25 protein-coding genes are annotated in these 24,118 nt (G+C 69.8%); 14 read left to right on the forward strand and 11 right to left on the reverse strand.

The annotated features are described in order from the left end of the window. Nucleotides 1–30 precede the first annotated feature (30 nt). The gene (locus ACT3UL_RS18435) at nt 31–231 is read right to left on the reverse strand and encodes a hypothetical protein (RefSeq protein WP_444579821.1); all 201 of its coding nucleotides are present in this window, start codon (nt 229–231) and stop codon (nt 31–33) included. 394 nt (nt 232–625) lie between these two features. Between ACT3UL_RS18435 and ACT3UL_RS18440 the strand changes: the two genes are divergently transcribed. From ACT3UL_RS18440 to ACT3UL_RS18450, 3 genes are all read left to right on the forward strand, one after another. After that, complete coding sequence (locus ACT3UL_RS18440) at nt 626–1,180, forward strand: GrpB family protein (protein WP_444579823.1); 555 nt, start codon at nt 626–628, stop codon at nt 1,178–1,180. 62 nt (nt 1,181–1,242) lie between these two features. Then, nucleotides 1,243–1,965 carry a TSUP family transporter gene (locus ACT3UL_RS18445; protein WP_444579825.1) on the forward strand — a complete coding sequence of 241 codons (723 nt, stop codon included), beginning with the start codon at nt 1,243–1,245 and terminating at the stop codon, nt 1,963–1,965. Nucleotides 1,966–2,208: 243 nt separating this feature from the next. Beyond that, nucleotides 2,209–2,379, forward strand: a complete 171-nt coding sequence (locus ACT3UL_RS18450; RefSeq protein ID WP_444579827.1) for a hypothetical protein — start codon at nt 2,209–2,211, stop codon at nt 2,377–2,379. Nucleotides 2,380–2,445: 66 nt separating this feature from the next. Here ACT3UL_RS18450 and ACT3UL_RS18455 read toward each other — a convergent pair whose 3' ends face one another. Next, nucleotides 2,446–2,694 (reverse strand): hypothetical protein, encoded by a 249-nt coding sequence (locus tag ACT3UL_RS18455; RefSeq protein ID WP_444579829.1) that lies wholly within the window; start codon nt 2,692–2,694, stop codon nt 2,446–2,448. 273 nt (nt 2,695–2,967) lie between these two features. On the opposite strand from ACT3UL_RS18455, the gene ACT3UL_RS18460 reads away from it, so the two are divergent. The 3 genes from ACT3UL_RS18460 (at nt 2,968) to ACT3UL_RS18470 (ending at nt 5,614) form a co-directional block, all read left to right on the forward strand. Beyond that, entirely contained in the window at nt 2,968–3,249 is a 282-nt protein-coding gene (locus tag ACT3UL_RS18460) for a GrpB family protein (RefSeq protein WP_444579831.1), read from the forward strand. 125 nt (nt 3,250–3,374) lie between these two features. Beyond that, nucleotides 3,375–3,707 (forward strand): hypothetical protein, encoded by a 333-nt coding sequence (locus ACT3UL_RS18465; RefSeq protein ID WP_444579833.1) that lies wholly within the window; start codon nt 3,375–3,377, stop codon nt 3,705–3,707. A 128-nt stretch (nt 3,708–3,835) separates the two neighbouring features. Further along, a complete protein-coding gene (locus ACT3UL_RS18470; RefSeq protein ID WP_444579835.1) occupies nt 3,836–5,614 on the forward strand; it encodes a hypothetical protein in 1,779 nt (592 codons plus the stop codon). A 61-nt stretch (nt 5,615–5,675) separates the two neighbouring features. On the opposite strand, the gene ACT3UL_RS18475 is transcribed toward ACT3UL_RS18470, so the two are convergent. Continuing rightward, entirely contained in the window at nt 5,676–6,995 is a 1,320-nt protein-coding gene (locus ACT3UL_RS18475; protein ID WP_444579836.1) for an FAD-binding oxidoreductase, read from the reverse strand. 141 nt (nt 6,996–7,136) lie between these two features. Here ACT3UL_RS18475 and ACT3UL_RS18480 point away from each other — a divergent pair, with 141 nt between their 5' ends. Both ACT3UL_RS18480 and ACT3UL_RS18485 read left to right on the forward strand, forming a co-directional pair. Continuing rightward, nucleotides 7,137–8,102 carry a sigma-70 family RNA polymerase sigma factor gene (locus tag ACT3UL_RS18480; protein ID WP_444579838.1) on the forward strand — a complete coding sequence of 322 codons (966 nt, stop codon included), beginning with the start codon at nt 7,137–7,139 and terminating at the stop codon, nt 8,100–8,102. Between the two features lie 240 nt (nt 8,103–8,342). Then, nucleotides 8,343–9,698, forward strand: coding sequence for an acyltransferase family protein (locus ACT3UL_RS18485; RefSeq protein WP_444579840.1), 1,356 nt, complete (start codon nt 8,343–8,345; stop codon nt 9,696–9,698). Here the strand turns inward: ACT3UL_RS18485 and ACT3UL_RS18490 are convergent. The 4 genes from ACT3UL_RS18490 to ACT3UL_RS18505 form a co-directional block, all read right to left on the reverse strand. Next, nucleotides 9,676–10,230: a hypothetical protein gene (locus tag ACT3UL_RS18490; protein WP_444579842.1), complete on the reverse strand. Its 555-nt coding sequence runs from the start codon at nt 10,228–10,230 to the stop codon at nt 9,676–9,678. The two genes, ACT3UL_RS18485 and ACT3UL_RS18490, sit on opposite strands and share 23 nt — an antisense overlap. Before the next feature lie 145 nt (nt 10,231–10,375). Beyond that, nucleotides 10,376–10,918: a hypothetical protein gene (locus ACT3UL_RS18495; RefSeq protein WP_444579843.1), complete on the reverse strand. Its 543-nt coding sequence runs from the start codon at nt 10,916–10,918 to the stop codon at nt 10,376–10,378. Between the two features lie 79 nt (nt 10,919–10,997). Beyond that, nucleotides 10,998–11,333, reverse strand: a complete 336-nt coding sequence (locus ACT3UL_RS18500; RefSeq protein WP_444579845.1) for a MazG-like family protein — start codon at nt 11,331–11,333, stop codon at nt 10,998–11,000. 179 nt (nt 11,334–11,512) lie between these two features. Then, nucleotides 11,513–11,974, reverse strand: coding sequence for a VOC family protein (locus tag ACT3UL_RS18505; protein WP_444579846.1), 462 nt, complete (start codon nt 11,972–11,974; stop codon nt 11,513–11,515). 262 nt (nt 11,975–12,236) lie between these two features. Here ACT3UL_RS18505 and ACT3UL_RS18510 point away from each other — a divergent pair, with 262 nt between their 5' ends. The 4 genes from ACT3UL_RS18510 to ACT3UL_RS18525 all read left to right on the forward strand — a co-directional run bounded on the left by ACT3UL_RS18510 (nt 12,237) and on the right by ACT3UL_RS18525 (nt 17,029). Next, complete coding sequence (locus ACT3UL_RS18510; RefSeq protein ID WP_444579847.1) at nt 12,237–14,114, forward strand: FGGY family carbohydrate kinase; 1,878 nt, start codon at nt 12,237–12,239, stop codon at nt 14,112–14,114. Nucleotides 14,115–14,563: 449 nt separating this feature from the next. Next, the gene (locus ACT3UL_RS18515; RefSeq protein ID WP_444579849.1) at nt 14,564–16,093 is read left to right on the forward strand and encodes a DUF222 domain-containing protein; all 1,530 of its coding nucleotides are present in this window, start codon (nt 14,564–14,566) and stop codon (nt 16,091–16,093) included. 52 nt (nt 16,094–16,145) lie between these two features. Continuing rightward, nucleotides 16,146–16,442, forward strand: a complete 297-nt coding sequence (locus ACT3UL_RS18520; RefSeq protein WP_444579850.1) for a Dabb family protein — start codon at nt 16,146–16,148, stop codon at nt 16,440–16,442. 83 nt (nt 16,443–16,525) lie between these two features. Next, nucleotides 16,526–17,029 (forward strand): hypothetical protein, encoded by a 504-nt coding sequence (locus tag ACT3UL_RS18525; RefSeq protein WP_444579852.1) that lies wholly within the window; start codon nt 16,526–16,528, stop codon nt 17,027–17,029. Nucleotides 17,030–17,275: 246 nt separating this feature from the next. Here ACT3UL_RS18525 and ACT3UL_RS18530 read toward each other — a convergent pair whose 3' ends face one another. Genes ACT3UL_RS18530 through ACT3UL_RS18540 form a run of 3 tightly spaced genes read right to left on the reverse strand, consistent with a single transcriptional unit; the run spans nt 17,276 to nt 20,484 of the window. Continuing rightward, the gene (locus tag ACT3UL_RS18530) at nt 17,276–18,214 is read right to left on the reverse strand and encodes a carbohydrate ABC transporter permease (RefSeq protein WP_444579854.1); all 939 of its coding nucleotides are present in this window, start codon (nt 18,212–18,214) and stop codon (nt 17,276–17,278) included. Then, complete coding sequence (locus ACT3UL_RS18535; protein WP_444579856.1) at nt 18,211–19,167, reverse strand: carbohydrate ABC transporter permease; 957 nt, start codon at nt 19,165–19,167, stop codon at nt 18,211–18,213. The genes ACT3UL_RS18530 and ACT3UL_RS18535 overlap by 4 nt, the downstream gene beginning before the upstream one ends. A 36-nt stretch (nt 19,168–19,203) precedes the next feature. Continuing rightward, the gene (locus tag ACT3UL_RS18540; RefSeq protein ID WP_443358569.1) at nt 19,204–20,484 is read right to left on the reverse strand and encodes an ABC transporter substrate-binding protein; all 1,281 of its coding nucleotides are present in this window, start codon (nt 20,482–20,484) and stop codon (nt 19,204–19,206) included. 111 nt (nt 20,485–20,595) lie between these two features. Between ACT3UL_RS18540 and ACT3UL_RS18545 the strand changes: the two genes are divergently transcribed. Together ACT3UL_RS18545 and ACT3UL_RS18550 are read left to right on the forward strand one after the other, a co-directional pair. Next, nucleotides 20,596–21,786 (forward strand): ROK family protein, encoded by a 1,191-nt coding sequence (locus ACT3UL_RS18545; RefSeq protein WP_444579857.1) that lies wholly within the window; start codon nt 20,596–20,598, stop codon nt 21,784–21,786. 116 nt (nt 21,787–21,902) lie between these two features. Further along, nucleotides 21,903–23,015 (forward strand): Gfo/Idh/MocA family protein, encoded by a 1,113-nt coding sequence (locus tag ACT3UL_RS18550; protein ID WP_444579859.1) that lies wholly within the window; start codon nt 21,903–21,905, stop codon nt 23,013–23,015. 116 nt (nt 23,016–23,131) lie between these two features. Here the strand turns inward: ACT3UL_RS18550 and ACT3UL_RS18555 are convergent, their stop codons facing one another. Beyond that, a complete protein-coding gene (locus ACT3UL_RS18555) occupies nt 23,132–24,055 on the reverse strand; it encodes a glycine betaine ABC transporter substrate-binding protein (protein WP_444579861.1) in 924 nt (307 codons plus the stop codon). Nucleotides 24,056–24,118 lie beyond the last annotated feature (63 nt).

Consider the following 24,118-nt stretch of genomic DNA (forward strand, 5'->3'; position numbering starts at 1 on the left):
TCGGAGTCATCCTGTGCTGACTTGAGCGGGTCAGCTTCCATTCTCGATGGGGGCTGCTGTGACGTCGCTGGCCATGAGGCTGTCGGTGAGTGCGTCGTGGAGCGCAGTGCGGGGGATGGGGCCGATCGTGACTTCGGACAGTTCGGTGGTGCAAGAGATCCACACGTCGGTGCCGCGGGTGGTGATGGTGAGGGCGTCGCCGTCGTGGTCGCTGAGCTCGATGGGGAACATGCTGTCTCCGATAGAGGTGATCGCGCTGGGGTGCAGCACGTTGGTCGTTACGCGTGAGGACGTCACGGCGACCGGTTTCGTCACGAAACCCGCGTCGCACTGTGACTGGCGTCACATGCGAGCGGAGCGTCGAGGGTGATGGCGGGCCTCCAGAGTGGTGGAGCAGCGGTGCCCCACGCGCAGGACTCGCTCGAGCAGGAGAACCACCGCCTGCGGCGACACCTCGCCCAGATACCGACCCATGAAAGATCGATGCTAAGAGCGCGCTAGAAGCAGTGACGGGCCGCCCCCACGCGCTCGACCACCTTCAGCAGGCCTCGACTATTTAGCTACGGCTGATGCTCGCCTAGGCTACGATCACCGCGGATGCAGGCCTCCAGAGGAGAGTGGGTCGATGAGTGTCGCTTCAGAGGGTGCAGGCCAACCCGTTGAGCTGGTGGGGAGTCGTCCGAAAGAATGGGCGCAGAGGTTCAACCTCCTCTCCCGCTCCGTGCACGCTGCCCTCCCGGACGCACAGATCGCGCACATCGGATCGACAGCGGTCCCCGGCATGCCGGCGAAGGACGTCGTTGATCTCGTCGTCGGAGTCCCCGCTGATGATGTACCCGAGGCGGCATGTGCCTTGCGCGCGGCGGGGTGGGACCTTGAAGGCGAACGCGCCGGTCACTGCTGGCTGAGCAGTCCGAACCGGCTGGAGCGCGTGAGCGTAGCTCACGTCGTCGAGGCGGACGGAGTGATCTGGCGCGAGCGTCTCGCCTTTCGGGACCTGCTTCGACGGGACGGCACCGCACGTGCCGCCTATCTGGACGCCAAGGAGCGCGCCGCCGCGACTGCGATCGGGTGGAGTGACTACACCCGCGCCAAGGCCCCAATAGTCGGTCAGCTGCTCGACGCTGATCGGCGACAGGCAGAGCCTCATGAGTCCGGTTCGGACCAGGGCACCGACTGAGGGAACCGTCGTTCGGGATGCTTCGCCCTGTCCTCGGTGGATCGCCCCCGTAGGCTTGCCCGGTGACCTTCGCCGACCTCGCTCTCCTCGCGACGATCATCGGCGTCGGAGCGGGGCTCCAACGGCTCACCGGCATGGGATTCGCCCTCGTCGCCTCACCCTTCCTGGTCCTGACGGCGGGGCCCGTCGAGGGCGTGCTGGTGACGAACGCGTGCGGTGTCGTGTCGTCGCTCCTCAACCTCGGGCTCGTGCACCGCGACGTCGAGTGGCGACGCCTGCTGCGCTTCACCCCGTTCTCGTTGGTGGGGATCGTGCTGGGAGTGCTCGTGCTGAAGGTGCTCCCCGCGGATCCCTTGGCCGTGCTGGTCGGAGTGCTGATCCTGATCGCCATCGGCGTCACCGTGGTCGCCCGGCCCGGGGCCGTGAAGGACGGCCTTCCGGTGAGCTCCGGGTTCGGGACAGCCTCGGGCTTCATGAACGTCACAGCAGGCGTGGGCGGGCCCGCGTTGGCCGTCTATGCGGCCGCCACCGGGTGGGCCCATAAGGGTTTCGCAGCGTCGGCGCAGGCTCACTTCCTGCTCCTCAGTGCACTCTCGCTGGTCGCGAAGGGGTCGCTGCCCTCGATGGAGGGGACGGGCTGGGTGGTGACGTTCGCGGCGATCCTGATCGGTGCCGCGATCGGGCAGCGACTCGCCGGACGCTTCGCGGGCAAGACTCTGATGCGGCTCGTGCTCGTCCTGTCCACTGCGGGCGCGGTGATGACGATCGCCCAGGCGCTCATCTGACGAGGGTCAGGTGCCAGGGGGCGGGCGCCCGGCACGGAGAAGCGCGATTCCTGCCGGGGAGCGACGCCGAACCTCGGCGAGATCGCCGCTGCACCTCGGGTTTCAGGTCGCGAGGGGTCCGTGGTGATCACGCGTGTCGTGACGGGAGCGCGGGATCCGATCGAGTGGTAGGGCGTCCACTGTCGATCCCCGTATCGGGAGCGCTATGTTCTCCTGCACCAGTAGAGAAGCTAAGGACCCACGATGAGCAAACCCCCACTCGAACTGTCTGATCGGGACAACGATTCCCTCACTCTCCAGGCCGACGGGGAGAGCATCTGGGTGACGTGCACCAGCGGTGCCGACGAGGTGACGGTGGGCGCCGTGGAGAAAAACGAGATTCTCGACTGGCTCACCGAGACGCCTCCGAACTGACGTTCGACGGACCAGGCGCTCCACCTCGCGCGGTTCAGCCGGGCGCGGGGAAGCTCCTCGTGGTGCTCAGGAAGCGTCCGTGTCCGGGGCCGCCGTGGGGTGCTCCCTGCCCAGCACCTCGCGCAGGATGGCCGCGAAAGCGCGATCGTCCTCGTGGAGGATGCTGATCGGGTCCGGACCGCGCGAGGCGATCGGGTGCTCGTCGTAGTAGACGTCGACGGCGGCGAAGAACTCGTCACGCTGCTGCGCGGAGATGTCGGTGTGGGCAGCTTCGAGCCAGACCAGGGCCTCGAGCTGCTCTCCCGGGGTGCTCATCACTTCTGTCCTTTTGCGGCGGGTCGACGTTCACGTGAATCTTGCCGGCCGGCAACTGCCGCAGGAACACGAAACTGCAGGTCAAGACGCCCGTTATGGGCGTTTTTTGAAGTCGGAGCCCTCGGAATGTCCCGGGTTCTTCGCGAGGATCTGCTGCGACGGACAGGACTGCGCGTGGCACCCGGGCAGCGCCCGATGCTCCCACCCCGACCGGTTGGGGGGGTTCATCGGGGCCACGACGGCTCACCGGAGCACACGGGTAGTGTCGCCACCATGGTCGAGCTCGAGTCGCACGACGCTCTCTGGGCGAGCTCCTTCGCGCACGCCGCGGGCGACATCTCTGCTGCGCTGACCGGACGGGTCGACGCGATCGAGCACATCGGGAGCACGGCAGTTCCCGGTCTCCTCGCCAAGCCGGTCATCGACATCGCTGCACGTGCTGTCGCCGACGCAGACCCGTTCGCGATGGGGGAGCCGCTGGAAGGCCTCGGATACGCCGTGCACGGCGCGGGCCCGACGAATCACGCAGAGCTCGCTCATCCAGGAGCTGCTTGATGAGGAGCGCAGAAGTCGCGGGCTGCCAACAGTCGATGCCTGGGACAAGTAGCGTGCAGCGAGATCGCGTCGGCAGCGCAGCTGAGGAACGGCGGATCGACGGCGGAGGACAGAAGGAATGAACAGTGCCTGATCGACCTGAGATCGTCTGCCTCTGCGGTTCGATGCGCTTTGCGGACGAGATGCGTGCGTGGAGCCGTGATCTGACCATGGCCGGTGTCATCGTCCTCGCGCCTGGTGAGGCAGGCGAGAAGATCACCGAGGAGCAGAAAGCAGCGCTGGGCGCCCTGCATCTGCGAAAGATCGACCTCGCGGACAGGGTGCTGATCGTGAATCCCGGCGGGTACGTCGGCGAGACCACGCGAGGCGAGATCGCCTATGCGCAGGCCATCGGCACAGCGATCTCGTTCACTGATCCGGGCCGGCCGGCCGGCAGTCTGCAACCCGCACGATCGTGAAGGCCCGGCCCCGGCAAGGAGGCCACGGGCCATGAGCTCCACCTCGGCGAGTGACCACCACCAGATAGGCTCGGCATCCGGGGTACTTGACCGCGCCCACGCTGGCCGGTCACGCGAGAGGGAGACACATGCCGGAGACGAACTATCCCTACGGCCACGGGGGAGATCAGGACCGACCAGGCGGCGGACTCCCGGACCATGAGCCCACCCCGCCTGGATACGGCGAGGCCCCGTTCTCGCCGTCACCCTCCGGGGGAGCGTTCGGCTCCATCCCGCCGGGCACGGCCTCCGGCCCATCCTTCGACTCTGCGGCACCGCCCACATCGCCCACCTCGGCCTCGTCCGCTGCGCCGGCACCCTGGGCCGCCTCCGCGACCTCGGGACCGGCAGCACCGACGGGCGCCCAGGGTACGCAGGTCTCCCAGGGGGCACAGATGCTCTCTGCGGCGCAGGCCGTCGCTACCCTGCGGAAGGTCGGCATCGGCAACCCCCTGCCCACGTTCGCCGTCGGGGCGCTCGCCTACATCGTGGCCCTCGGCGCCGCGCTGCTGGTGATCATCTCGGGCATCCTCGCCGCGCTCACCGCCGATACCGGCGACCTGACCGGCGGCGGCACCGTCCCGACCGATGGCTCGACCTCTCCCGCGGGGGACGGCGGCTGGCAGGCGATCGTGGGTCTGGTGGGGATCCCGTTCCAGCTGGTCTCCCTCGCCTCCTTCGGCTCCTACGACGCCGAGCTGAACCTGGGCTTCTTCGGCAATGCCGCGATGAGCTTGCGGGGGCTGCCCTTGCTGATCACTGTGGCGATGGTCGCGACCGCCTTCGTCGTCGGCCGTCTCGTCCAGCGCCGCTGGGGCTCGAACGGCGTGCTCGGTGCCCTGCTGTGGTCGGGGATCTCCGGGCTCGCCGTCGCGATCTTCGCCGTGATCGCCACCCGTGTCACCGCGCTCACGATAGAGGACGACACGCTCGGGTTGTCCCTGTCGATGCACTCCGCCGGGGTGGATATGTTCTTCGGCACCTGGGTGCTCATCGCGCTTCCCCTGTTCCTGGGTCATGTCGCGGGACTCGAGAAGCCCGCCTGGTGGCCGGTGATCGCGGACCTCGCCGCCGCGCCCCGGCTGGCACTCGTCCACGCCCTGGTCTTCGCGGTCCCGGTCTGGATCCTGATGGCGGTGGTCGTATCGATCGGGATGGTGGTCCAGGGTGATGGGGGGACGGTTCTCTCCATGTTCCTGGCGGTCCCGATCTGGGGGCTCACGGGCCTCGCGCTGCTGCCCGGACTGGGCATGCTGACGGTTCCGATGCATATGAACTCCAGGGGTGCGGTCGAGGATTTCGGGGGCGCGCGCGGCAACGAGTTCCTGTGGTTCTTCGAGCTGCCCTGGTACCTGTGGATCCCCCTGGTGCTGATCGCTCTGCTGATGCCGGCGGTGGTCGCGGTGCTCTGGAACCGGGACCGGCGGATCGGGAAGGGGAACGTCCTCGCGCAGGTCGTGTCCTGGGCTGCGCTTCCGCTCGCCTACTTCGGGTGGTCGCTGATCCTGCTCGCGCTGGTCCGGATCTCCCTGCAGATGCAGATGGGGATGGTGGGCGACCTCGGGATGACCGTCGGCCTCGCCCCGTGGATGCCGGTGGTCGCGTTCTTCATCGGACTGATGGTCGAGGCGCTCGCCCGGTTCGGTGCCCCGTTCGTGGATCGGTTCGTGCCCGGGCCGCTCGTGAACTGGTTCCGACGGTCGGCGCGGAGGCGACGGGCCGACGGGACGCCGGGCACGGGCCAGACAGCTCCCGGCCAGACAGCTCCCGGCCAGGCGGCTCCCGGTCAGGTGCCTCCGATGCAGGGACCCCCGATGCAGGCATCGTCGGCGCAGGTGCCGCCCGCGCCCCGCTTCCCGGGAGCCTGATCGGGGCTTGATCAGGGCCTGATCAGGGCCTGATCGGCGCCTGGCCCGGCCCTGAGGGCCGTCATCCCAGAATGCTGAAGTTCCCGCGAAGGGTCTGCTGCGGATCGAGTTCCTCCTTGAGCCGCCGCAGCCGCTGCATCGAGGCGTCCGGGAGCGCGGAGGCCAGGGTCTCCGTAGGGCTGAGGAAGGTGATCGGCTTGCGGCCGCTGACCGGCAGCGCCGAGGCGAGCTCCGCCTGGCGATCCGAGATCCCCGCGGCCACCTCCGGGGTCGAGGGCACCCCGAACAGGTAGACGGCATACGGCTCTTCGAGTGCGCCATGCGGGTTGCCGGTGCCCTCGGCGAGGGCGCCGCCCAGGTGTCGGATCTGCACGGTCATCAGCGGAGCGATCGGCGTGTCCAGGAGCGTGGTGAGGGCATCGTCATCGAGTCGGGTGAGCAGCTCGCCGCGGGACAGCCCGGGCCCCGGATCGACGGGCTCAGCGGTGATCCGGCCCAGCTCGGCCACGCTGAGCGCGGCGCGGGAGTCCGCCAGGGGAGCGGGGAGGCGCTCAGTGGCCTGCAGGAGCCTGCGGGCCTCGTCCTCCTCGCCCAGGAAGGTGGAGTCGATCGCGATCATCGGCTCGGAGCCGGGGAAGCTGAGCAGCTCGAGCCAGAGGGTCAGCTCCGGCGGGGCGGCCTCGGTCAGCGCCCGGTAAGCCCGGGCGACCTCCTGCGCATGTGTGGCGGACCAGAGCTGTCGCCCGCCCGCGACGGACGGTGCGGGATGCACCCTCAGCTCGAGCGAGGTGACGATCGCCAGGTCCCCGCCCCCGCCGCCCAGCGCCCACAGGAGCTCGGGATCGCTCTGCGGGGTCACCGTGCGTGCGGCGCCGTCGGCGGTGATCACCTCGGCGGAGAGGATGCTGTCGGCGATCCACCCGAAGGCGCGCCCGAACCAGCTCAGCCCGCCGCCGAGCGCCGCGCCGGTCACCGTGACCACCGGCGAGCTGCCCGGCAGCGCGGTCAGCCCGTGCGGGGCGAGAGCCCGCTGCAGCTCGCCCGAACGCACCCCTGCGCCGATGCGGGCGGTCCTGGCACCGGGATCGACCTCGATCGTGTCCAGGCGTGAGGTGCGCAGCAGGATCGACCCGTCGGCCCGACCGGTGGCACCGTGCCCGCTGGGCTGCGTCGCGACGCTCAGCGCGTGGGCGGAGGCGAAACACACGAGCTCGGCGACGTCTGCGGCATCGGCGGCCTCGACGACCGCACTGACGTCCTGCGGAATCGCGAGGTTCCAGGGGCGGTGCGCCCGCTCGAAGCCGGGGTCGCCGGGCAGCTGCACCGGCCCGCGGACGATATGGGGCAGCGCGGTGAGGGTGGTGTGCGGGAGGATGCTCATCAGGACTCCTTGAGGTTGGCGATCTGAGAATGCCGATCTGTCGTTGCCGATCGGGGTGAGGACGCCTCGAGGTGGGCGTTCCTGACAAGGAGTCGGTCGACGCCGACGAAACGTGACGAGCGCTCACGCGGAGGGATGCCCATGACGAGCCAGGAACCACCCGCCATTCTCGAGGTTGCGGCCTCGCAGTTCGCTGAGCACCGCTCGAAGCTGTACGCCATCGCCCACCGCACACTGGGCTCGCCGTGGAGCGCCGACGACGCGGTCCAGGAGGCATGGATCCGCCTGCAGCGCGCCGACATCGCTGCGATAGACAACCTCGAGGCGTGGCTGACCACGGTGATCTCGCGCGTGTGCATCGACATGATCCGCCAGCAGAGCAGTCGGCGCGAGGATCTTCGGTGGGACGGCGCCGAGGAGTCGGGAGCCGCGGCCGAGCGAGGCGGCGCGGGCGACACCGGAAGCGTGATCGCACCGGACGTCGACGGCTCGTCGGCCACGGATCCTGTCCATACCGTGATGCGTTCTGAGGATCTCGCCGTGGCGATGCAGGTCGTGCTCGACACGCTCGGCCCGCTCGAACGTCTCGCGCTGGTCCTGCACGACGTCTTCGCGCTGTCCTACGCCGACATCGCCCCCATCGTGGAGCGCACGCCGGTGGCGGCCCGCCAGCTCGCCTCCCGGGCCCGGGGGCGCCTGCGCACGGTTGACGTGGGCGAGGTCAGGCAGCGCCAGGAGGCGGCGATCATCGCCTTCCTCGAGGCTGCCCGCGGCGGGGACTTCGGAGGCCTGCTGCAGCTGCTCGATCCGGAGATCAAGCTGCGCAGCGATGACAGTGCCGTGGAGATCGCCTCCGAGGGCGCCGAGCACGGTGCGCCGCTGCTGGAGCAACGGGTGCGCGGCGGCGACGCGGTGGCACGGGTCTTCGCCGGCCGGGCCGAGCTCACCCGCCTGGTGCTGGTCGGCGACGTCCCCGCCGCCGCCTATGTCGCCGACGGGGTGGTGCAGGCGATCTACCTGGTCACCCTCGACGCGGACCGCATCGCCCGGCTCGACGTCCTCGCGGCCCCGCAACGTCTCGCCGCCCTGCCGGCGAAGATCCGGTAGGTCCTGCCTGCCGGCGACGCTGCCGCGGACCCTGCCGGCGACGCTGCCGGGGATCCTGCCGGCGACGCGGCTGGTGCTGCAGCCGGAGGCTCTGCCGCAGTGCCCGGACGAGATCGCTCCAGGGTGCAGCGGGGCTGCACCCGTTCACTCCGGTGTAGGGGGAGCACTGCGCTCGCTGGGGTGATGCGGGCCCTGCCATCTCGTCCTTAACGTCCTCGGTATCACCGAGGAGAGCGAGCCATGACCACCACCCAGACGGCCCGACGTGCGAGAACCGCGACGACAGCACCCACCGCACCCACAACGCCCGCAGCACCCACCGGGCGTGACCCGGTGATCGATCTCGTCCGTGCGCTGTGCGTTCTCGCCATCGTGCTGCTCCACGGCCTCCAGATGGGCGTCACCGTGGGCCCGCACGGCCCGGTGCTCGAATACGCCACCGTCGGAGCGTCCTGGTACCCGCCGGTGACCTGGCTCCTGCAGGTGATGCCGGTCTTCTTCGTCATCGGCGGTTTCTCCGGGATGCTCGCGTTCCGGCGGCTCCGCGACCGGGGCGGCACCGCGACGGATTTCGTCGTCGGCCGCGTGCACCGCCTCCTGCTGCCCGCCGTGGTCACGATCTCCGCGGTCGCCGTCGCGCTCGCCGTGCTCCACTCCCGCGGAGTCCCGGCGGGCCTCCTCCTGGAGGCAGGAGTGCGCTACGGCCAGCCCCTGTGGTTCCTCGGCGTGTACCTGGGAACCCAGGCCGTCCTGCCCGCGATGCTCCGCGCCCATGAGCGCGCACCCCTGGCCGCGCTCACCACCCTCGCGGCGGCCGCTCTCGGCGTCGACGCGCTGCGGAGCCTGAGCGGAGCGGACGCCCTCGGCTACGCGAACATCGCCCTCGTCTGGCTCGCCCTGCAGCAGCTGGGCTTCTTCCTCGCCGACGGACGACTGGACGCGCTGCGCCCGGTGACCCGCGTGCGGATCGGTGCGGGAGCTGTCGCGCTCCTCGCCGGGGCATTCGCGCTCGGCCTCTGCTCGCCCGACCTCATCGCCCACCTGAACCCGCCCACCTCGGCCCTGCTCCTGGTCGGCGTCGCGCAGACGACCGCGTTCACCCTCCTGCGGCCAGCGCTCGCAGCACTGATCGCGCATCCGGGGATCGCCGCGGTCACCGCGTTCGTGACCGCCCGCACCATGACGATCTACCTCTGGAACCTGCCGGTCCTGCTGACCATGGCGGGGGTATCGGCCTATCTCGCCGAGCACGGCGGGCTGCTGCTGCCGGAGCCCTCCGGACTGCTGTGGTGGACGCTGCGGCCGTCGTGGCTCGTGCTCTCGCTCGTGCTCACCGCAACGGTGGCGTGGGCCCTCGGAGGCATCGAGCGCCGTCGGCTCCACCGCCCCACGGACTCACCGGCCCGGGCGCTGCAGGCCGTGCTGCTCGCGCTCGCCGGCGTGCTGATCCCGCTGCTCGCGGGCACCACCGTCCTCACCGCGACGGTCGCCGCCGGGCTGTTCCTGGCGGCGCTGTCGAGGGTCCAGGCACCGCGGGCCTCCGGGGCTGTCCAGGCTGCCGGGGCCCGTCAGATCACGGGTGCTGCCAGTCGATGATCTGGGCGGACCCGACCGGCACGGGCCGACGGGTGAGCACGTGCGGGGTCCCGTGGAACCACGCACCGCGTCGGCCCTTCTCCGCGAGGTGCGCGATCCAGTCGGCGCTGCGCGGCGTGGTCTCCTGCGCCGTGGTGAACGTCTGCGGATCCACGGCCTCGACCTCGCGCGGATCGATGGGCTCGCCGGTGGTGCTCAGGCGACGCTCGAAGAGCACGGGCCGGTGGACGTCGTCGATCGGGATCGCCCAGAACTCCTGGGACGGAAGCTCCGTGCCCGCGATGTCCCGCCAGGCGCGCCAGATCGCGTGAGGGTGGATCGGGGTCAGGAACACGGCCTCGGTCCACCGCGCCTCGAGCAGCGGGATCCACGTGTCCCGGAGCCGGCGTCGCTCGGGGGTGTCGTCGTACTTGGCGAGGGCCCGCTCGTACGCCGCGGGATCGGAGGTGGCGAGATCGCTGAGGGGGAGCACCGAATCTGCCGCGGCGTTCGCGGCCGTGCGGGCATGGAAGACGCAGCGCTGGGGGAGCATCTTCCCATCCTCCCTCGGGCCGGGTCCGCCTGGACTGTTCTTCAGAGGTAGTTTCTCCAAACCAAACCAAACCAAACCAGACCAGACCAGACCAGACCGGACCAGACCAGACCCCGCCAAGCCTGGCCGGTGCAGGTACGCGCCGCTAGCTCCCCGGCGCGGTCAGGATCCGCAGTGCGTAGTCACGCTCCACGCGTCGGCCGAAGGTCTGCACGTCGGCCTCGACCACCCCACGGTGCTCGGCGACGTAGGTGCGGATCCTGGCCTCGAGAGCGCTCGCCGACGGGGCGTGCACGGCGACCGGCGGATCCAGCACCGCGCCCACGAGCGTCGGCCCTTCGGCGTAGTACACGTACAGCACATGTTGCACGGACGGGCCGAAGAGTTCCTCCCGAGCCCTCTCCGGGAGATCGTCCAGACGGGTGAAGAAGGTCGTGGAGGACTCGGAGCCCTCGGCCCGGTGCCGGGCGCCTGAACGCCCCACGCCCGCAGGCGCCGTCATCTCGGCGCGGGCGCGGAGCTCGAGAGCTGTCAGCGGAGCGGAGCGGTGGGTGGTGTCGTGCGCTGCGGCATCAGGAGCATCAGGAGCATCAGGAGCATCAGGAGCATCGAACACATCGGAGCGGTCCTCGGGCCGGACGGGGTCGTGTCGTCGGGCTGGTCCTCGGGCATCGTCGTCGTCGACCATGTCTGCCTCCTTGCGGGTGCGGTGGCTCCCAGTATCCGCGTGACCGTGCGGCCGGTCGAGCCCTGCGCCGCCCCCGAGGTCATTCGTGCAGGCCAGCGCGCTGCAGGGTGCGGCCGAGCTTGTCTGCGAACAGCTCGATCGAGCGCTCGTCATGGCCGCGCAGATGCTCGAGCGCGGCGAGCGCCGTGAGAGCCACGTCCAGCAGCTCCTCCTGCACATCCTCCTCGCTGTGCGTCACGCCCTTGCGCGGGTTCTGGCCGGTGGCCCCGATCTGCGCGGCGACCACCTCGCCGGCCTCCTCGGTGATCTTCGCGAGCCGAGCCCACGTGGCGGCCTCGGGATTCCGGTCTCGATTGCCCTCGTCGATCCAGGTGCTGAGCGCGGCGATCCCGCGGGAGAGGTCGGTGCTGTCCATCGCATGAGTCTCCCGCATCACCACGGCCGCGGTGTCGCGCGCGAGTGGTCGCACGCAAGGGAGCCGTACCTCGTGGGAGTGCGCCGCGTGGGAGTGTGCCGCGTGGGAGTGCGCAGAGCCCCCGGGGCCGTCGCCATCGGCAGCGTCCGTCCGGGTTCAGTGCCAGTCCGGGCTCGGAGTCAGTCCAGGCAGAACTCGTTCCCCTCCGGATCTGCCAGCACGAGGAATCCGGCGCTGAGCGGTTCCTCGGGCTCATGCCGTGCGAGGCGGCTGGCCCCGAGGGCAAGCAGGCGCTCGCAGGTGCTCTCGAGGGCGGCCATCCGGTCGTCGCCGTGGAGCCCCGGGGCGCTGCGCAGGTCCAGATGCACCCGGTTCTTGGCCGTCTTGCCCTCGGGGACCCGTTGGAAGAAGACGCGCGGCCCGGAGCCGTCCGGGTCCTCGAGGGCAGAGGCGTTGTTGCGCTGGTCGTCGGGGACTCCCAGACGCTCGAGGAACTCCTCCCAGGCGTCCAGCGGATCCTTCCCCTCCTCCAGCTCGACACCCGGAGGCGGCGGATGGATGTAGCCCAGCGCCTCGCGCCAGAAGATCGACAGCGAGCGGGGATCGTGGGCATCGAACGTGATCTGGACGGTGGTGCTCATGGGATTCTCCATCTGAGCTGGGGTGCGGGGTGCGGGGTGCGGGTTGGGACGTGCGGGTTGGGAGAAGGAGGCGAGCTCGGCGAGGGGTGACGACGGCGGGCTGCGACCGCAGAGGAGTGGTTCGCAGGTGACATGGTCTGCCTCTCTGCGCAGCACCCTTGTCACGACCACTGTGCTCTTGGGCGCGGACAGAAGCTGTCCGCTGAAGCACAGAAGCCGGTCCCGTCGGTCGGACACGGCGCTGGCGGCCTACCCTCATCTCATGCGTTCCTTGCTGTGTCTGGATCTCGGCACCTCCGCCGCCAAAGCCGCCCTCCTCGCCCTCGACGGCACGACGAGAGCGCAGGCCAGCAGCGGATACAAGACCTTCACCGAGGCCGATGGCGGTGTCGAGCAGGACCCGGCCGACTGGCTGCGCGCCGCCGAGGACGCGATCACGCAGCTGCTGCGCGGAGCGGACGAGGAGCCCGTCGCCCTCAGCATCACCGGGCAGATGCAGGACCTCGTGCTCCTGACCGAGGGAGAGCCGGTTCCCGCGATCCTCTACAGCGACACCCGCGCCGCCTCCGACGCCGCAGAGATCTGCCAGATCCTGGGTCGGGAGGGCAGGACCGCCGTTGAGGAAAGCTCCGATGATCCGGGCCAGGACGGTCACAGCGGCCAGGGCGGCCAGGACGGCCAGCGTGCGGAGTGCGGGGGATCGGCGGGTGCGGTCTGGGAACGGATCACCGGCAATGAGCAGGACGCGACCAGCTGCGCCGCGATGTTCCGCCGCCTCTCGCGCACCTCTCCTGACGTCGTCGGCCGCGCCCGGGGAGTCGTCTTCGGCCCGGCTGGATACCTCGTGCACGCCCTGGGCCTCGGGGCCTGGTGCGATGTGACCACCGCGTCCGCGACCGGGCTGCTCGACGCCCGGACCCGACGTTGGAGCGACCCGGTCGCGCGCGCCGCCGGGCTGAGCAGGGCGATGCTGCCGGAGCTGACCAGGGCGATCGGTCAGGTCGTCGGCCGCACCGACGAGTCCGCCGCAGACCTGCTGGGCCTGCCCGTCGGGCTGCCCGTGATCCTCGCGCCCGGGGATGCCGGAGCGACCACGCTGGGGATCGTCGGCCTCGACGAGGGCGACGAGTACGCCTACCTCGGTACCAGCGGATGGCTGGCCGCCGTGGTCCCGGAGACTCGACGGGACCACGAGGATGCTGGGTCCGACAGGCCGCGCGACGCGATATCGCCCGACGGGCCGCGAGACGCGGCATCGCCCGACGGGCCGGCTCCCGGGATCTCGCACCATCTGGCCCTCAGCGGGCAGGACGATTCTTCCGCGCCGTCGCCGTCGCCGTCGCCGTCGTCCACGTCGTCCTTCGCGCCCCCGTCCACGTCGTCCTTCGCGCCCCCGTCGTCCCCACCCTCGCCGTCGCGGACCCTGCGGATCTCGGCCCTGCTCGCCGCCGGTGCGGCGGCGGAATGGGCGCGGGGAGCGCTGCTGGCCGGGATCACGGCCGAGGAGGCCGATGACCTGCTCGAACGCCGGGAAGTGGAGCATGGTCGCGGACCCACGGGCCTGCTCGCGCTGCCGTCGATCCATGGGGAGCGCTATCCCGTCCGCGAGCCGGATCTACGGGCGGCGATCATCGGCATGGGGCCGAGCACCGAGGCCATCGACATGTACGCGGCCGTGCTCGAGGGCGTCGCGCACGCGCTTGCTCACGCCGCCGTGGAGAGCGCGGCCGGTGTGACGGGCCCCGTGGTGGGTGCGGCTCTGGCCTCTCCGAGGGAGCCAGCATCGCCGGGAGAGCCAGCATCCCTGGGGGACACGGCACTGCCGGGGGAGCCGGCGTTCGCGCCGCGGCCGCTTGCTGTCGCGGGGGGAGGAGCCGGCTCCGATCCATGGATGCGGATCCTGGCCGACGTCATGGGCCGTTCCGTGCGCGTCGTCGAGGAGGCCGACGCGGCGCTGCTGGGATGCGCCCTCGCGGCGGCCTACGCCCTGCAGCTCGAGCACACGATCCGCCCACTCGCCGATCGGGACGGAGGGCGAACGGTGGAGCCGGACCCGTCGGCCGTGCGCCGTCACGCCCGCTTCCGCCGCGGCCACCGCGCTCTGTACCTGGCCGTCGCCGAGGTGGGCGCTCTGCGCTGAGCTGTGGGTGGCGAGTCGTGGATGGTGCATCGCGCGCGGAAGCCTTGGTCTGCCGACTGCCGACTGCCGACTGCCGTCTGCCGTCCGCTGCCGCTGCCGCTGCCGCTGCCGCTGCCTGCCGTCCGCCGACCTCTGTCCGATCGCGGCCTCGCGGGATTCTTCCCAGAATTCTCCGTCGACCCCTGTGGGTTGCATAATTGGGGAGGAAAGGTGGCGACGGATACGCCTCGCAGGTCAGCGGCACGTTGCGTCGACCAGGTGCGATGATGCGAGCGGTTAACGGTCGGTAATTTCCACGGAGTTATCCACATTCGTCGAAGAGGCTTTCGATTGCGACGAGATGCGTGGACGATGGAACCATGCTGATGCCGACACCGCCAGAACCAGCCGAGGGGCCTACGGGTCCGTCGGCGCATCTGGCTGAGCTGCGTGCGGGTGGACCGCGTGCGATGGCAGGGCTCATCGGCGACATCGGCTTCCTCCTCGGCTCGATCGCCTCTGATCCCGCGACGATGTTCGTGGTGGAGGATCGTGGGCGGGACACCTACGTGAATCTGCTGCGCACCGTGCAGGAGGCGCGCGGCATCCTCGACACCATCGAGGCGCGCACCGTGGTCGCGATCGGGGACGCGACCCGGAGCGAGCAGGTCCGCAGTGCTCAGGACGCCGTCGGCCCTGAGCTCTCCGCCATGCCACCGCTCGAAGAGCTGCACGGCAGGGCCGACGGCAAGACCCGTCGGGACATCTCCCTCATGACCAGGAGATCCCCGTCCGGTGCCGGTCGCACCATGGCCTCCGCCCGGCGGCTGGTGGAGTCCATGCCCACCCTGCTCGAGGCGATGGCGTCGGGCCAGGCAGCGACGGACTCCGTCTACGCGGCGGCCGATGCGACAGGTGTCCTGGACGATGACCAGCGCGCACAGGTCGACGCTCTCCTCGGGGAGCGCCTGCCGGACCTCGACGGCGCGGGCACACGGCGATGGAAGCAGGCAGTCGCGCTGGCGATCGGGGGCCTGGATCCCGAGGGCGAGACGATCCGGCACCGTCGCGCCCGCAAGCAGCGTCACGTCACCTTCACGCCCGGCGCCCACGGCATGGCCACGATCAGCGCCTATATGCCGGCGATCGAAGCGCGTCTCGTGCACAAGAGGCTGATGCTCGAGGCCGAGCGTCGTGTGGTCGCCGGGAAGAAGGGGCCGCACGGTGCGCACATGGCCGATGTGCTGCACGATGCTGTGCTCCAGCCCGAGAACACCGCCGTGCAGACGACACTCGACGTCGGCGTGATCATCACGGACCGGGCGCTCTTCCATCCGGGCAGCGGAGATGTTGCCCAGATCGAGGGATACGGTGCGGTCCCGGCGGAGGCCGTGCGCGCCCAGCTGCTGGCCGTCACGGCAGCTCCCAGCTCCTCCCAGCAGGATCCCTTCGGTGCGGATGGCCCGGCGATCCGTGCGGTGATCCGCCGGCTGTACACGCATCCGACCACCGGTGAGCTGGTCTCCATGGACTCTCGCGCTCGAGCCTTCCCGCCGGCCATGGCGCGCTTCCTCACCTGGCGCGACACGTCCTGTCGCGGCCCCTTCTGCAACGCCGCGATCCGTCAGCACGACCACGTCAAGCCCTCTGCGCGAGGCGGTCCCACGAGCCTGGACAACGGGCAGGATGCCTGCTTGCACTGCAACCAGAAGGAAGAGGACGCACTCGAGGTGGAGCGCGTCGAGGATCCCGAGCGGCCGGGACACCGTGTCGCCTGGACCGGCTACGGCGGCACGACTCGGACCACGACCCCGTCACCGCTCGTGGACCCCGAGCGCCCAGCACCGCAGGCGGAACCGGAACGCACAGCACCGCAGGCGGAACCCGAACCCACAGCACCGACCGTGGACTCCGAGTCGGCAGCAGGCGACGACGCAGAAGACAGAGGCCGCTTCACCGACGCGACTCAGGACGACGAGTGCGGTGACGACCCGCCCTGAACGGCCCTGAACGCGGGGTGATCCGAGGGGCTCCCCTCAGTAGGCTGATGCGATGATCCGACACACCGTCTCCTTCTCCCTCGTCCACGCTCCCGATTCTGCCGAGGAGCACGAATTCCTCACCGGTGCTCCGGCCGTGCTGCGCGCGATCGACGGGGTGCAGGACTTCACCGTCTCCCGACAGGTCAGCCCGAAAAGCAGCTACCGCTTCCAGTTCGCGATGAGCTTCGAGGATCAGGACGCCTATGTCGCCTATGACCAGAGCGACGCCCACCAGGAGTTCGTCGCCTCCCGTTGGCAGAGCGAGGTCATCGACTTCGAAGAGCTCGACTTCGTCGCCTACTCCTGATGAGCACAGGCGGCCAGGCCTCCACGGGTGCGGAATCTCCGGGTGCGGAATCCCCGGGAGCGGAACGAGTGGAGCTCCGCCCGATGCGCGAGACAGCGCGCGGGCGAAAGATGCTGCGGGAGCGGATCTCGCTCGCCGTCCTGACCCTGTTGGCGCTCGGGGCGGCACTGGCGCTCCTCGTCGTGGCGGCGATTCGCGCTGACGCAGCCCTGGCCATCACCGGATTCGTCATCGGCGTGGTCAGCGTGCCGCTGTTCGCCTACGTCGGGTTGCTGGCCGTCGGCGCACTGCGCACCACCTGCACGGTGCACGACGAGGGTGTGTCGATGCGGCAGACCTGGGGTGCCCGCAAGAGCATCCTCTGGCGGGACGTCCATGCCGTGGAACCCGCGCGAGCAGCACATGGTTCGTACCGCGTCGCCGTGCATCTGCGCGACGGCGAGGTCGTCCTGCCTGATCGGCTGAACCTCCTGCTGCCCGGCGGCACCGCCGAAGAGCTCGCGCAGCATCCCGACGTGCAGACCGTGGTCGAGCACTACGCACGCTGGTGCGAGCGCCACGGCGAGCCGCCCCGGTTCGTCGGCTGACTCCGCACCGCGGGCGCTCGGCCCGGCCTGTGGTCCGGCCTGTGGCCCGGCCCAGATCGTCCCGGTCCTCTACCGGACCAGGCGCCGGCCCGATGCAGGGACAGGCGCCGGCGCGATTCCGAAACAGGCGTCGGTCCGATGTCGGAACAAGCACCGGCCCTCCGCTCGATGGTGAGGGGAGGGCCGGTGTCATGCGTACGGGGGCGTGGTCGATGCGCTACCCGACCAGGGCTCCGGATGGTCTGCTCAGGACTTCACTGCGCCCTGGGTCAGGCCCGAGATCACCCACTTCTGGGTCAGGATGTAGACCACGACCGCGGGCGCCATCGCCATCAGGTACGACGCGAAGGCGATGTTGTAGTTGTTGCTGAACTGGGTCTGGAACATCTGCTGCAGCACCGGGAGCGTCTGCAGCTCGGGGTTCGTGGTGATCAGGCTCGGCATCATGAAGTCGTTCCACGAGCCCAGGAACGCGAAGATCCCGACCGTGGCGGACATCGGCGCGAGCAGCGGGAAGATCAGCCGTGCGAACACCTGCCAGGTGGTGGCGCCGTCCACCCGCATCGACTCCTCGAGCGAGAGGGGGATGGAGCGCAGGAACGCCGTGAACAGCAGCGTGTTGAAGGCGAGAGCGAACACGATGTGCAGGATCGCCACGCCGAGCGGGTTGTCCAGCCCCACGATGCCGGTCAGCTTCACCTGCGGCAGAGCCACCACCGGGAACGGGATGAACATCGCGGCGAGCAGGTAGAAGAACGACCAGCGGAACAGTCGACGGTCCCAGTTGCGCACGATCGCGAACGCCGCGAGCGAGGAGATGACGATCTCGCCGGCCACGGAGATCGCGGTGATGAAGGCGGAGATCGCCAGGCCGCGCGGGAAGTTGGTCAGCTGCCACGCCTCGCGGAACCCCTCGAGGGAGAACGGTGCGGGCAGGGAGAACGCGGACCCGTCGACCGCCTGGGCGGTGGTCTTCAGGGACATGTTCACGGTGACCAGCAGCGGGACTAGCACGGCGAGAGAGCACACGATGAGGATCGCGGTGAGCGGCCAGTTGAAGCGGTCGGTGCCGATCCCCGTGCGTCGGCCCGGGCGTCGACCCGGGCGCCGCGCGGGTGACGTCGGCCCCGACGCTCCGGAGGCCGACCGATCGGAGACAGGGGTGGAGGACTGGGTGGTGCTCATGCTCCGAAGCTCGCTTTCCCGGCGGTGAGCCGAAGCTGGAGGCCGGCGAGGATGATGGTGATCAGGAAGAACACCGCGGCATTCGCCATCTGGTAGCCGTAGTCGCCGCCGCCGAAGCCCTTGAAGATCGACATCGCGATGGACGTGGTGGCGGTGCCCGGACCGCCGTCGGTGAGGCCCACGATCACGTCGTAGGCGTTGAGGAAGCCCTTGAAGCCCAGGATCGTGTTGATGAGGATGAAGCCGGAGACCATCGGCAGGGTGATGCGCATCAGCCGCTGCCATCCCGAGGCTCCGTCGATCGCGGCCGCCTCGTACAGCTCGGCCGGGATCGTGACCAGACCGGCGATGTAGATGAGCATCGCGCCGGGGATCGCGGACCAGGCCGTCACGATCACGATGCCGAGCCAGGCCAGGTTCTCGTTGGCCAGGATCGACTCGGCGATCACGTCGATGCCGAGCGCCTGGCCCAGAGCGGGCAGCGAGTTGGACAGCAGGAACTTGAACACGAACGCGATGATGATCCCCGAGATGACCATGGGGATCACGAAGATCGTGCGCAGCGCCGTCTGGAAGCGGATCTTCGAGGTCAGCATGACCGCGAGGGCGAACGCGAGGATGTTCACGAGGATCACCGTGATCAGGGCGAAGCCCAGCGTGAACACATAGGCGCTGAGGATGTTCGGGTCCTGGAACAGCGCGATGTAGTTGCGCAGGCCGATGAACTCGTAGTCGCCGAAGCCCACGGAGTTCGTGAAGCTGTAGAAGAAGCCGACGACGGCCGGCAGCGTGATCACCAGGGTGAAGATCACCAGGGCAGGGAAGAGGAAGGCGTAGTAGACCGGGTCGACCTTGCGTCGGGATCGGTTCTGCGCCGGGGCGGGGGAGCTCCCGGGGCGAGCGGCGGGCTCGCTCTCACGGGTTCTCGGGGCGGGAGATGTCTGCGCTGACATGGTGGGCGTCCTTGGGGTCGACGGCGGGTGGGCCGCTCAGGCGCGGTAGGCGAGCCGGGCGAAGTCGGAATCGATCTGAGCCAGCATCGGCTCCGGATCTGCTCCGAACACGATCGACTGGAGATAGTTCGGGAAGGGGATCGTGGGCGGGATGAACTGCGAGGCGCCCATGTAGAAGCGTCCGTCGTCGTAGTACGGCTGCATCTCGGAGATCCGCGGATCGGTCACCTCCGGGGCGTCATCCGTGGTGGAGAACGCGAGGGCCAGCTCGTTGTAGGGGAACTGGATGTCCGGGAGCATCAGGTGCTGGAGGAACTCCCGCGCCCCCTGCTTCTCGTCGGCCTGCTCCGGGATCCACAGCGACAGGTCGATGTTCACGCGGATCTTCAGATCCTCGGGATCGTCCGTCACCGGGAGCGGGAACGATCCCAGCTCGACGTCGGTCTCGGCCTTCTCGATCTCCACCAGCGCCCAGGGGCCCTGGAAGTACATGGCGGCCTTGCCCTGCGCCATCGCGGTGTTGCCATCGCCATAGCTGCGGCTGGAGGCGTCGTCGTTGAAGTAGGGCAGCAGCTCCAGCATCTGCTGGACCGGCTCGAGCAGGGTCTTCTGGAAGGACACCTCGGAATCGGGGCCGACGTCCTCGCCGATGTCGTTGAGCTGGGCGAAGAACTCGCGCACGTCGACCCGGCCGCCGATGACGTAGTCGAACAGCCCCTGCGTGATCGTCCAGAGCTCCGGGAAGGTGCCGTAGATCGGGGTGACGTCGGCGGCGAGGAGGTCCTCGCACACCGAGAGCAGCTCGTCCCAGGTGGTGGGGACCTCGAGCCCGTTGTCCGCGAAGATCTGCTTGTTGTAGATGACCGAGGAGGCCGCGACGGAGTAGGGGATGACGCTGGTGCGCCCCTCGTACCCGGGGTACCAGTCCACCAGGTCCAGCACGTCGTCGCGGACCATGCCGGCCTCGGGGAGATCCGAGAGGTCCGACAGGGCGCCGCGCGCCATGAAGCGGTTCATGTCGAGGTTGTAGTTCATCAGGGCGAGATCGGGCGGGTTGGCGCGCACGAACCCGGCCTGCAGGTTCGTCGCCACGTCGTGGATGTAGGTGTAGTCCGACTGCTCGGCGTTGAACTCGCTGACCAGCTCTCGGAAGTGCGAGATGACCTCGCGCTTGGACTGGTAGAAGGTCACGCGCGAGCGTCCTGATGAGCTGCAGCCCGCGAGCCCGCCGGTGGCGAGCACGCCGGCGGCGCCGGCTCCCGCGGTGAGCAGGGAGCGACGGGTCGGGCGACCGGTGCTGAAGGGTCTGGGTGACAACTGTGTCTCCTCGGCGGCATCGCAACTGGTAAATTCAGTTGCTAGATTTAATGCTTGGAGAAAGTATGGTGGGCGTCATAGCGGACGTCAAGGAGGTGGGTGCAGGTGGGCATGAGCGTGTCGACGAGCGTGCTGCGTCGCCTCAACATCGAGGCGCTGCTGCGCCACGCCTTCGCGTCGGGGACCTTCACGGCCGCCGAGGCGATGGAGGCCACGAGCCTGACCCGCGCGACGGTGCTGGGGCTGTGCGACGAGCTCACGGCGGCAGGCTGGATCGAGGAGGCCGAGGACAGCCGCGCCGCCGGTCTCTCCCGTCGCGGCCGACCGGCTCGCCGTCACCGTCTGCGCTCCGGGGCGGGCCTCGTGATCGGCATCGATGCCGGGCGCAGCGGCTACCGCGCGATGGCCGCGGACCTGCGCGGCACGGTCCTCGCCACCGGCCGACGGGAGCTCGATCCGGACACGGTGGACCGCGCGCTGCGGATCAGCACCGTCCAGGAGCTGGTGCGGGAGGTGCGCGAGGCCTCGGCCTCCGCCGCGCCCCTGCTGGTCACCGTGATCGGGATCCCGGCCCCCGTCGACACCCAGGGACGATCCCCGATCGACGTGGGCACCTTCTGGCGCCTGATGAACTCCGGGTTCCCCGAGCATCTCGACGGCCCCGTCGTCGTGGAGAACGACGCGAACCTCAGCGCCCTCGCAGAGCATGCGCAGCACCCCGAGGCGAACATGGCCGCGCTGCTCGTGGGGGAGCGGGTCGGGGCTGGGCTCATCGTCGACGGGCGTCTGCTGCACGGTGCGCTGGGCGGCGCCGGCGAGATGCGCTTCCTCGAGACGATCCTCCAGGACGACATCGGCGCGGAGGGCGTGGGATCGCTCGCCCGCCGCTGGGCCCTCGAGGGCCTCGCCGCCGGGCGCGAGTCGCCCCTGCTCGCGGCGCTCCCCGCCGAGGCCCTCACCGCGGTCGACGTGTTCGCCGCCGCGCAGGCGGGCGACGCCCTCGCGCGGGACGTCCTGGACCGGATCGGCGAGCGCATCGCCCGGATCGCCGCCATCCTCGTGAGCCTGCTCGGCATCGAACGGATCGTCCTGGCCGGCGCCGTCGCCTCCTCCCTGGAGCCCGTGCTCGTCAGGGCCCGGGCCGTGCTCCCGGACATCGCCTTCGCCCCCTTCCCCGACCTGGTCGCGAGCGGTCTGGGACGTGACGCCGTGGTGCGCGGGGCGGTCGAGCATGCCCTCACCCGCCTGCGGGAGGACCCGCTGGATCTCCTCGAGCCCCTCAAGCCCCCGGACAGTCCGTAGATCTCCCCGCCCCTCGCACGAGGGGACGGGCACCCTTCGTGCGCGGCCCGGGATCTCCGGCCGACGCGAGGACCACCGAAGACCCCCGAAGACCCCCGATGAGAGGACCACGCACGATGACCGATGCACTTCAGCCGGACGCCGCAGCACAGGGGAGCGACCGCCGCCTGCGCGTCGGCGTGATCGGCCTGGGCTGGGCCGGCCAGCAGCACGTCGCCGCCTACGCCGCCGACCCGACCGTCGACCTCGCAGCGATCTCCGCGATGGAGGACCACCTCCTCGCGCAGTTCGGCGACCTGCACGATGTTCCCGGCCGCTACCAGGACTGGCAGCAGATGATCGCCGAGGCCGAGCTCGACGCGGTCTCGATCGCCACCCCGACGTTCCTGCACGCCCCGATGGCTATCGCCGCCCTCGAGGCCGGCCTGCACGTGATCACCGAGAAGCCGATGGCGGAGAACGCCGAATCCGCCGCCCGCATGGTCGAGGCCGCGAACCGCGCTGGTCGGGTGCTCGACGTGTCCTTCAACCACCGCCAGCGCGGCGATGTCACCGCGCTCAAGCAGGTCGTGGACTCCGGCGTGCTCGGCACCCTCTACTACGCCAAGACCGGCTGGATCCGGCGCCAGGGCATCCCGGGCCTGGGCACCTGGTTCACCAAGGCGAAGAGCTCCGGCGGCGGCGCCATGATGGACATCGGCATCCACATGCTCGACATGGCCCTGCACCTGATGGGCGAGCCGGACGTCACCGCGGCGTCGGCCTCCACCCACGCCGAGTTCGGTCCGCTGGGCCGCGGCGGCTCGGGCTTCGGCATCTCCCAGGTCGAGGAGGGCGTGCCCTTCGAGGTCGAGGACCTCGCGACGGCCTTCCTGCGCCTCGAGGGCGGCGGCACGCTGCTGCTGGAGTCCAGCTGGGCGCAGTGGATCCCGCACGACCTCTGCTACGTCACCCTCTATGGGGCCGACGGCGGCGCCACCATCGAGTGGGGCGGGCCCGACGGGCCGAGCATCACCGTGTGGACCGAGGTCGCCGGGATGCCGGCCGTGCTGGAGCCGGTCGTCGGCGAGGACGGCCGCCACGCCGCCGCCGTCGCGGGCTTCCTGCAGAAGGTGCGCTCGGACAGCTGGGCCGAGCACAACGGGGCGCTCGCCCTGCGCCGCGCCGAGGTCATCGACGCCTGCTACGCCTCCGCGAAGGCCGGGGCCGAGGTCGCGATCGGGGCCTGATCCTCTGCGGGCTGGGCCCGCCGAGCCTCACGAGCACACGGCATGGGCCGATCGCGAACAGACGCGATCGGCCCGTGCCGTGCGTGGTGGGGCGAGTGGTGGTGCGAGGGGAGCCCTCAGCCCTCCTCGACCTCCGGCAAGACATCCGGGTTCTCCTCGAGCCACTTGTCGATGGCCTCAGCTTCCTTGCCATCGCCGAACTCGTTGACGACGAGGTCCTCGAGGGAGTTGTACTGCTTGTCATCCAGCTTGATGCCGCCGATGAACTCCGCGGCGTCCGCGAAGTCGTCGCCGAAGCCCGTGCGGGCCAGGAAGTGCAGGCCCTCCTTGTCGCCCATTGCGCCCTCGGGATCCTCGAGGTCGCGCACGGGGAAGGCCGAGTTCGCCCAGAACGGGCGCCACAGGGTGACCACGATGTCGGTCTCCGCCTCGGTCGCCTTCTTCAGCTCGCTGAGCATGGCGGTGGTCGAGGAGGTGACCAGCTCGTACTCGCCCTCGAGCTCGTAAGTCGGCATCATCGAGTCCTGGGTGACCCCGGTCAGACCGGCGCCGGGCTCGATGCCGATCATCTTGCCGCCGAACATGTCGGCATTGCCCTTGAGATCGGCGATCGACGTGATGTCGGTGTAGTCCGGAACGGCGATGGTCAGCACTGCGCTGCCGTAGTACGTGGCGAGATCATCGATGTCCTCGCCGTACTTCTCCATGTACTCCTTGTGCGTGACCTCCGGCCACGCCGAGGGGTACACGTCGATGTCGCCCTTGGCGAGTGCGGCGTAGAGAGCAGCGGGCTCGCTGATCTCTTGGTGCTCGACGTTGTAGCCCATGGCCTGCAGGCGGTTGTCGAGCAGGTAGGCGGTGCTCAGCCCATCGGTCCAGGAGGGGACGTAGCCCAGGGTGATGGTCTCGCCGGTGTCGGCGCCACCGGTGCTCGCATTGTCCGAGCAGGCCGCGAGGCCGAGCCCCATGAGACCGGCCGAGCCGACGAGGGCGGAGCGGCGCGTGAGCGGGCGGGAGATGGGGGTGCGTGCGGTGTGCATTTCAAATTCTCCTTCGATCGAGGTGCGGTGGGTCGGGGGTGGGGGCCGGGCGGGGGGGCCCCC

It is taken from the genome of Brachybacterium sp. 107, assembly GCF_052379725.1.
Classification (GTDB): Bacteria; Actinomycetota; Actinomycetes; order Actinomycetales; family Dermabacteraceae; genus Brachybacterium.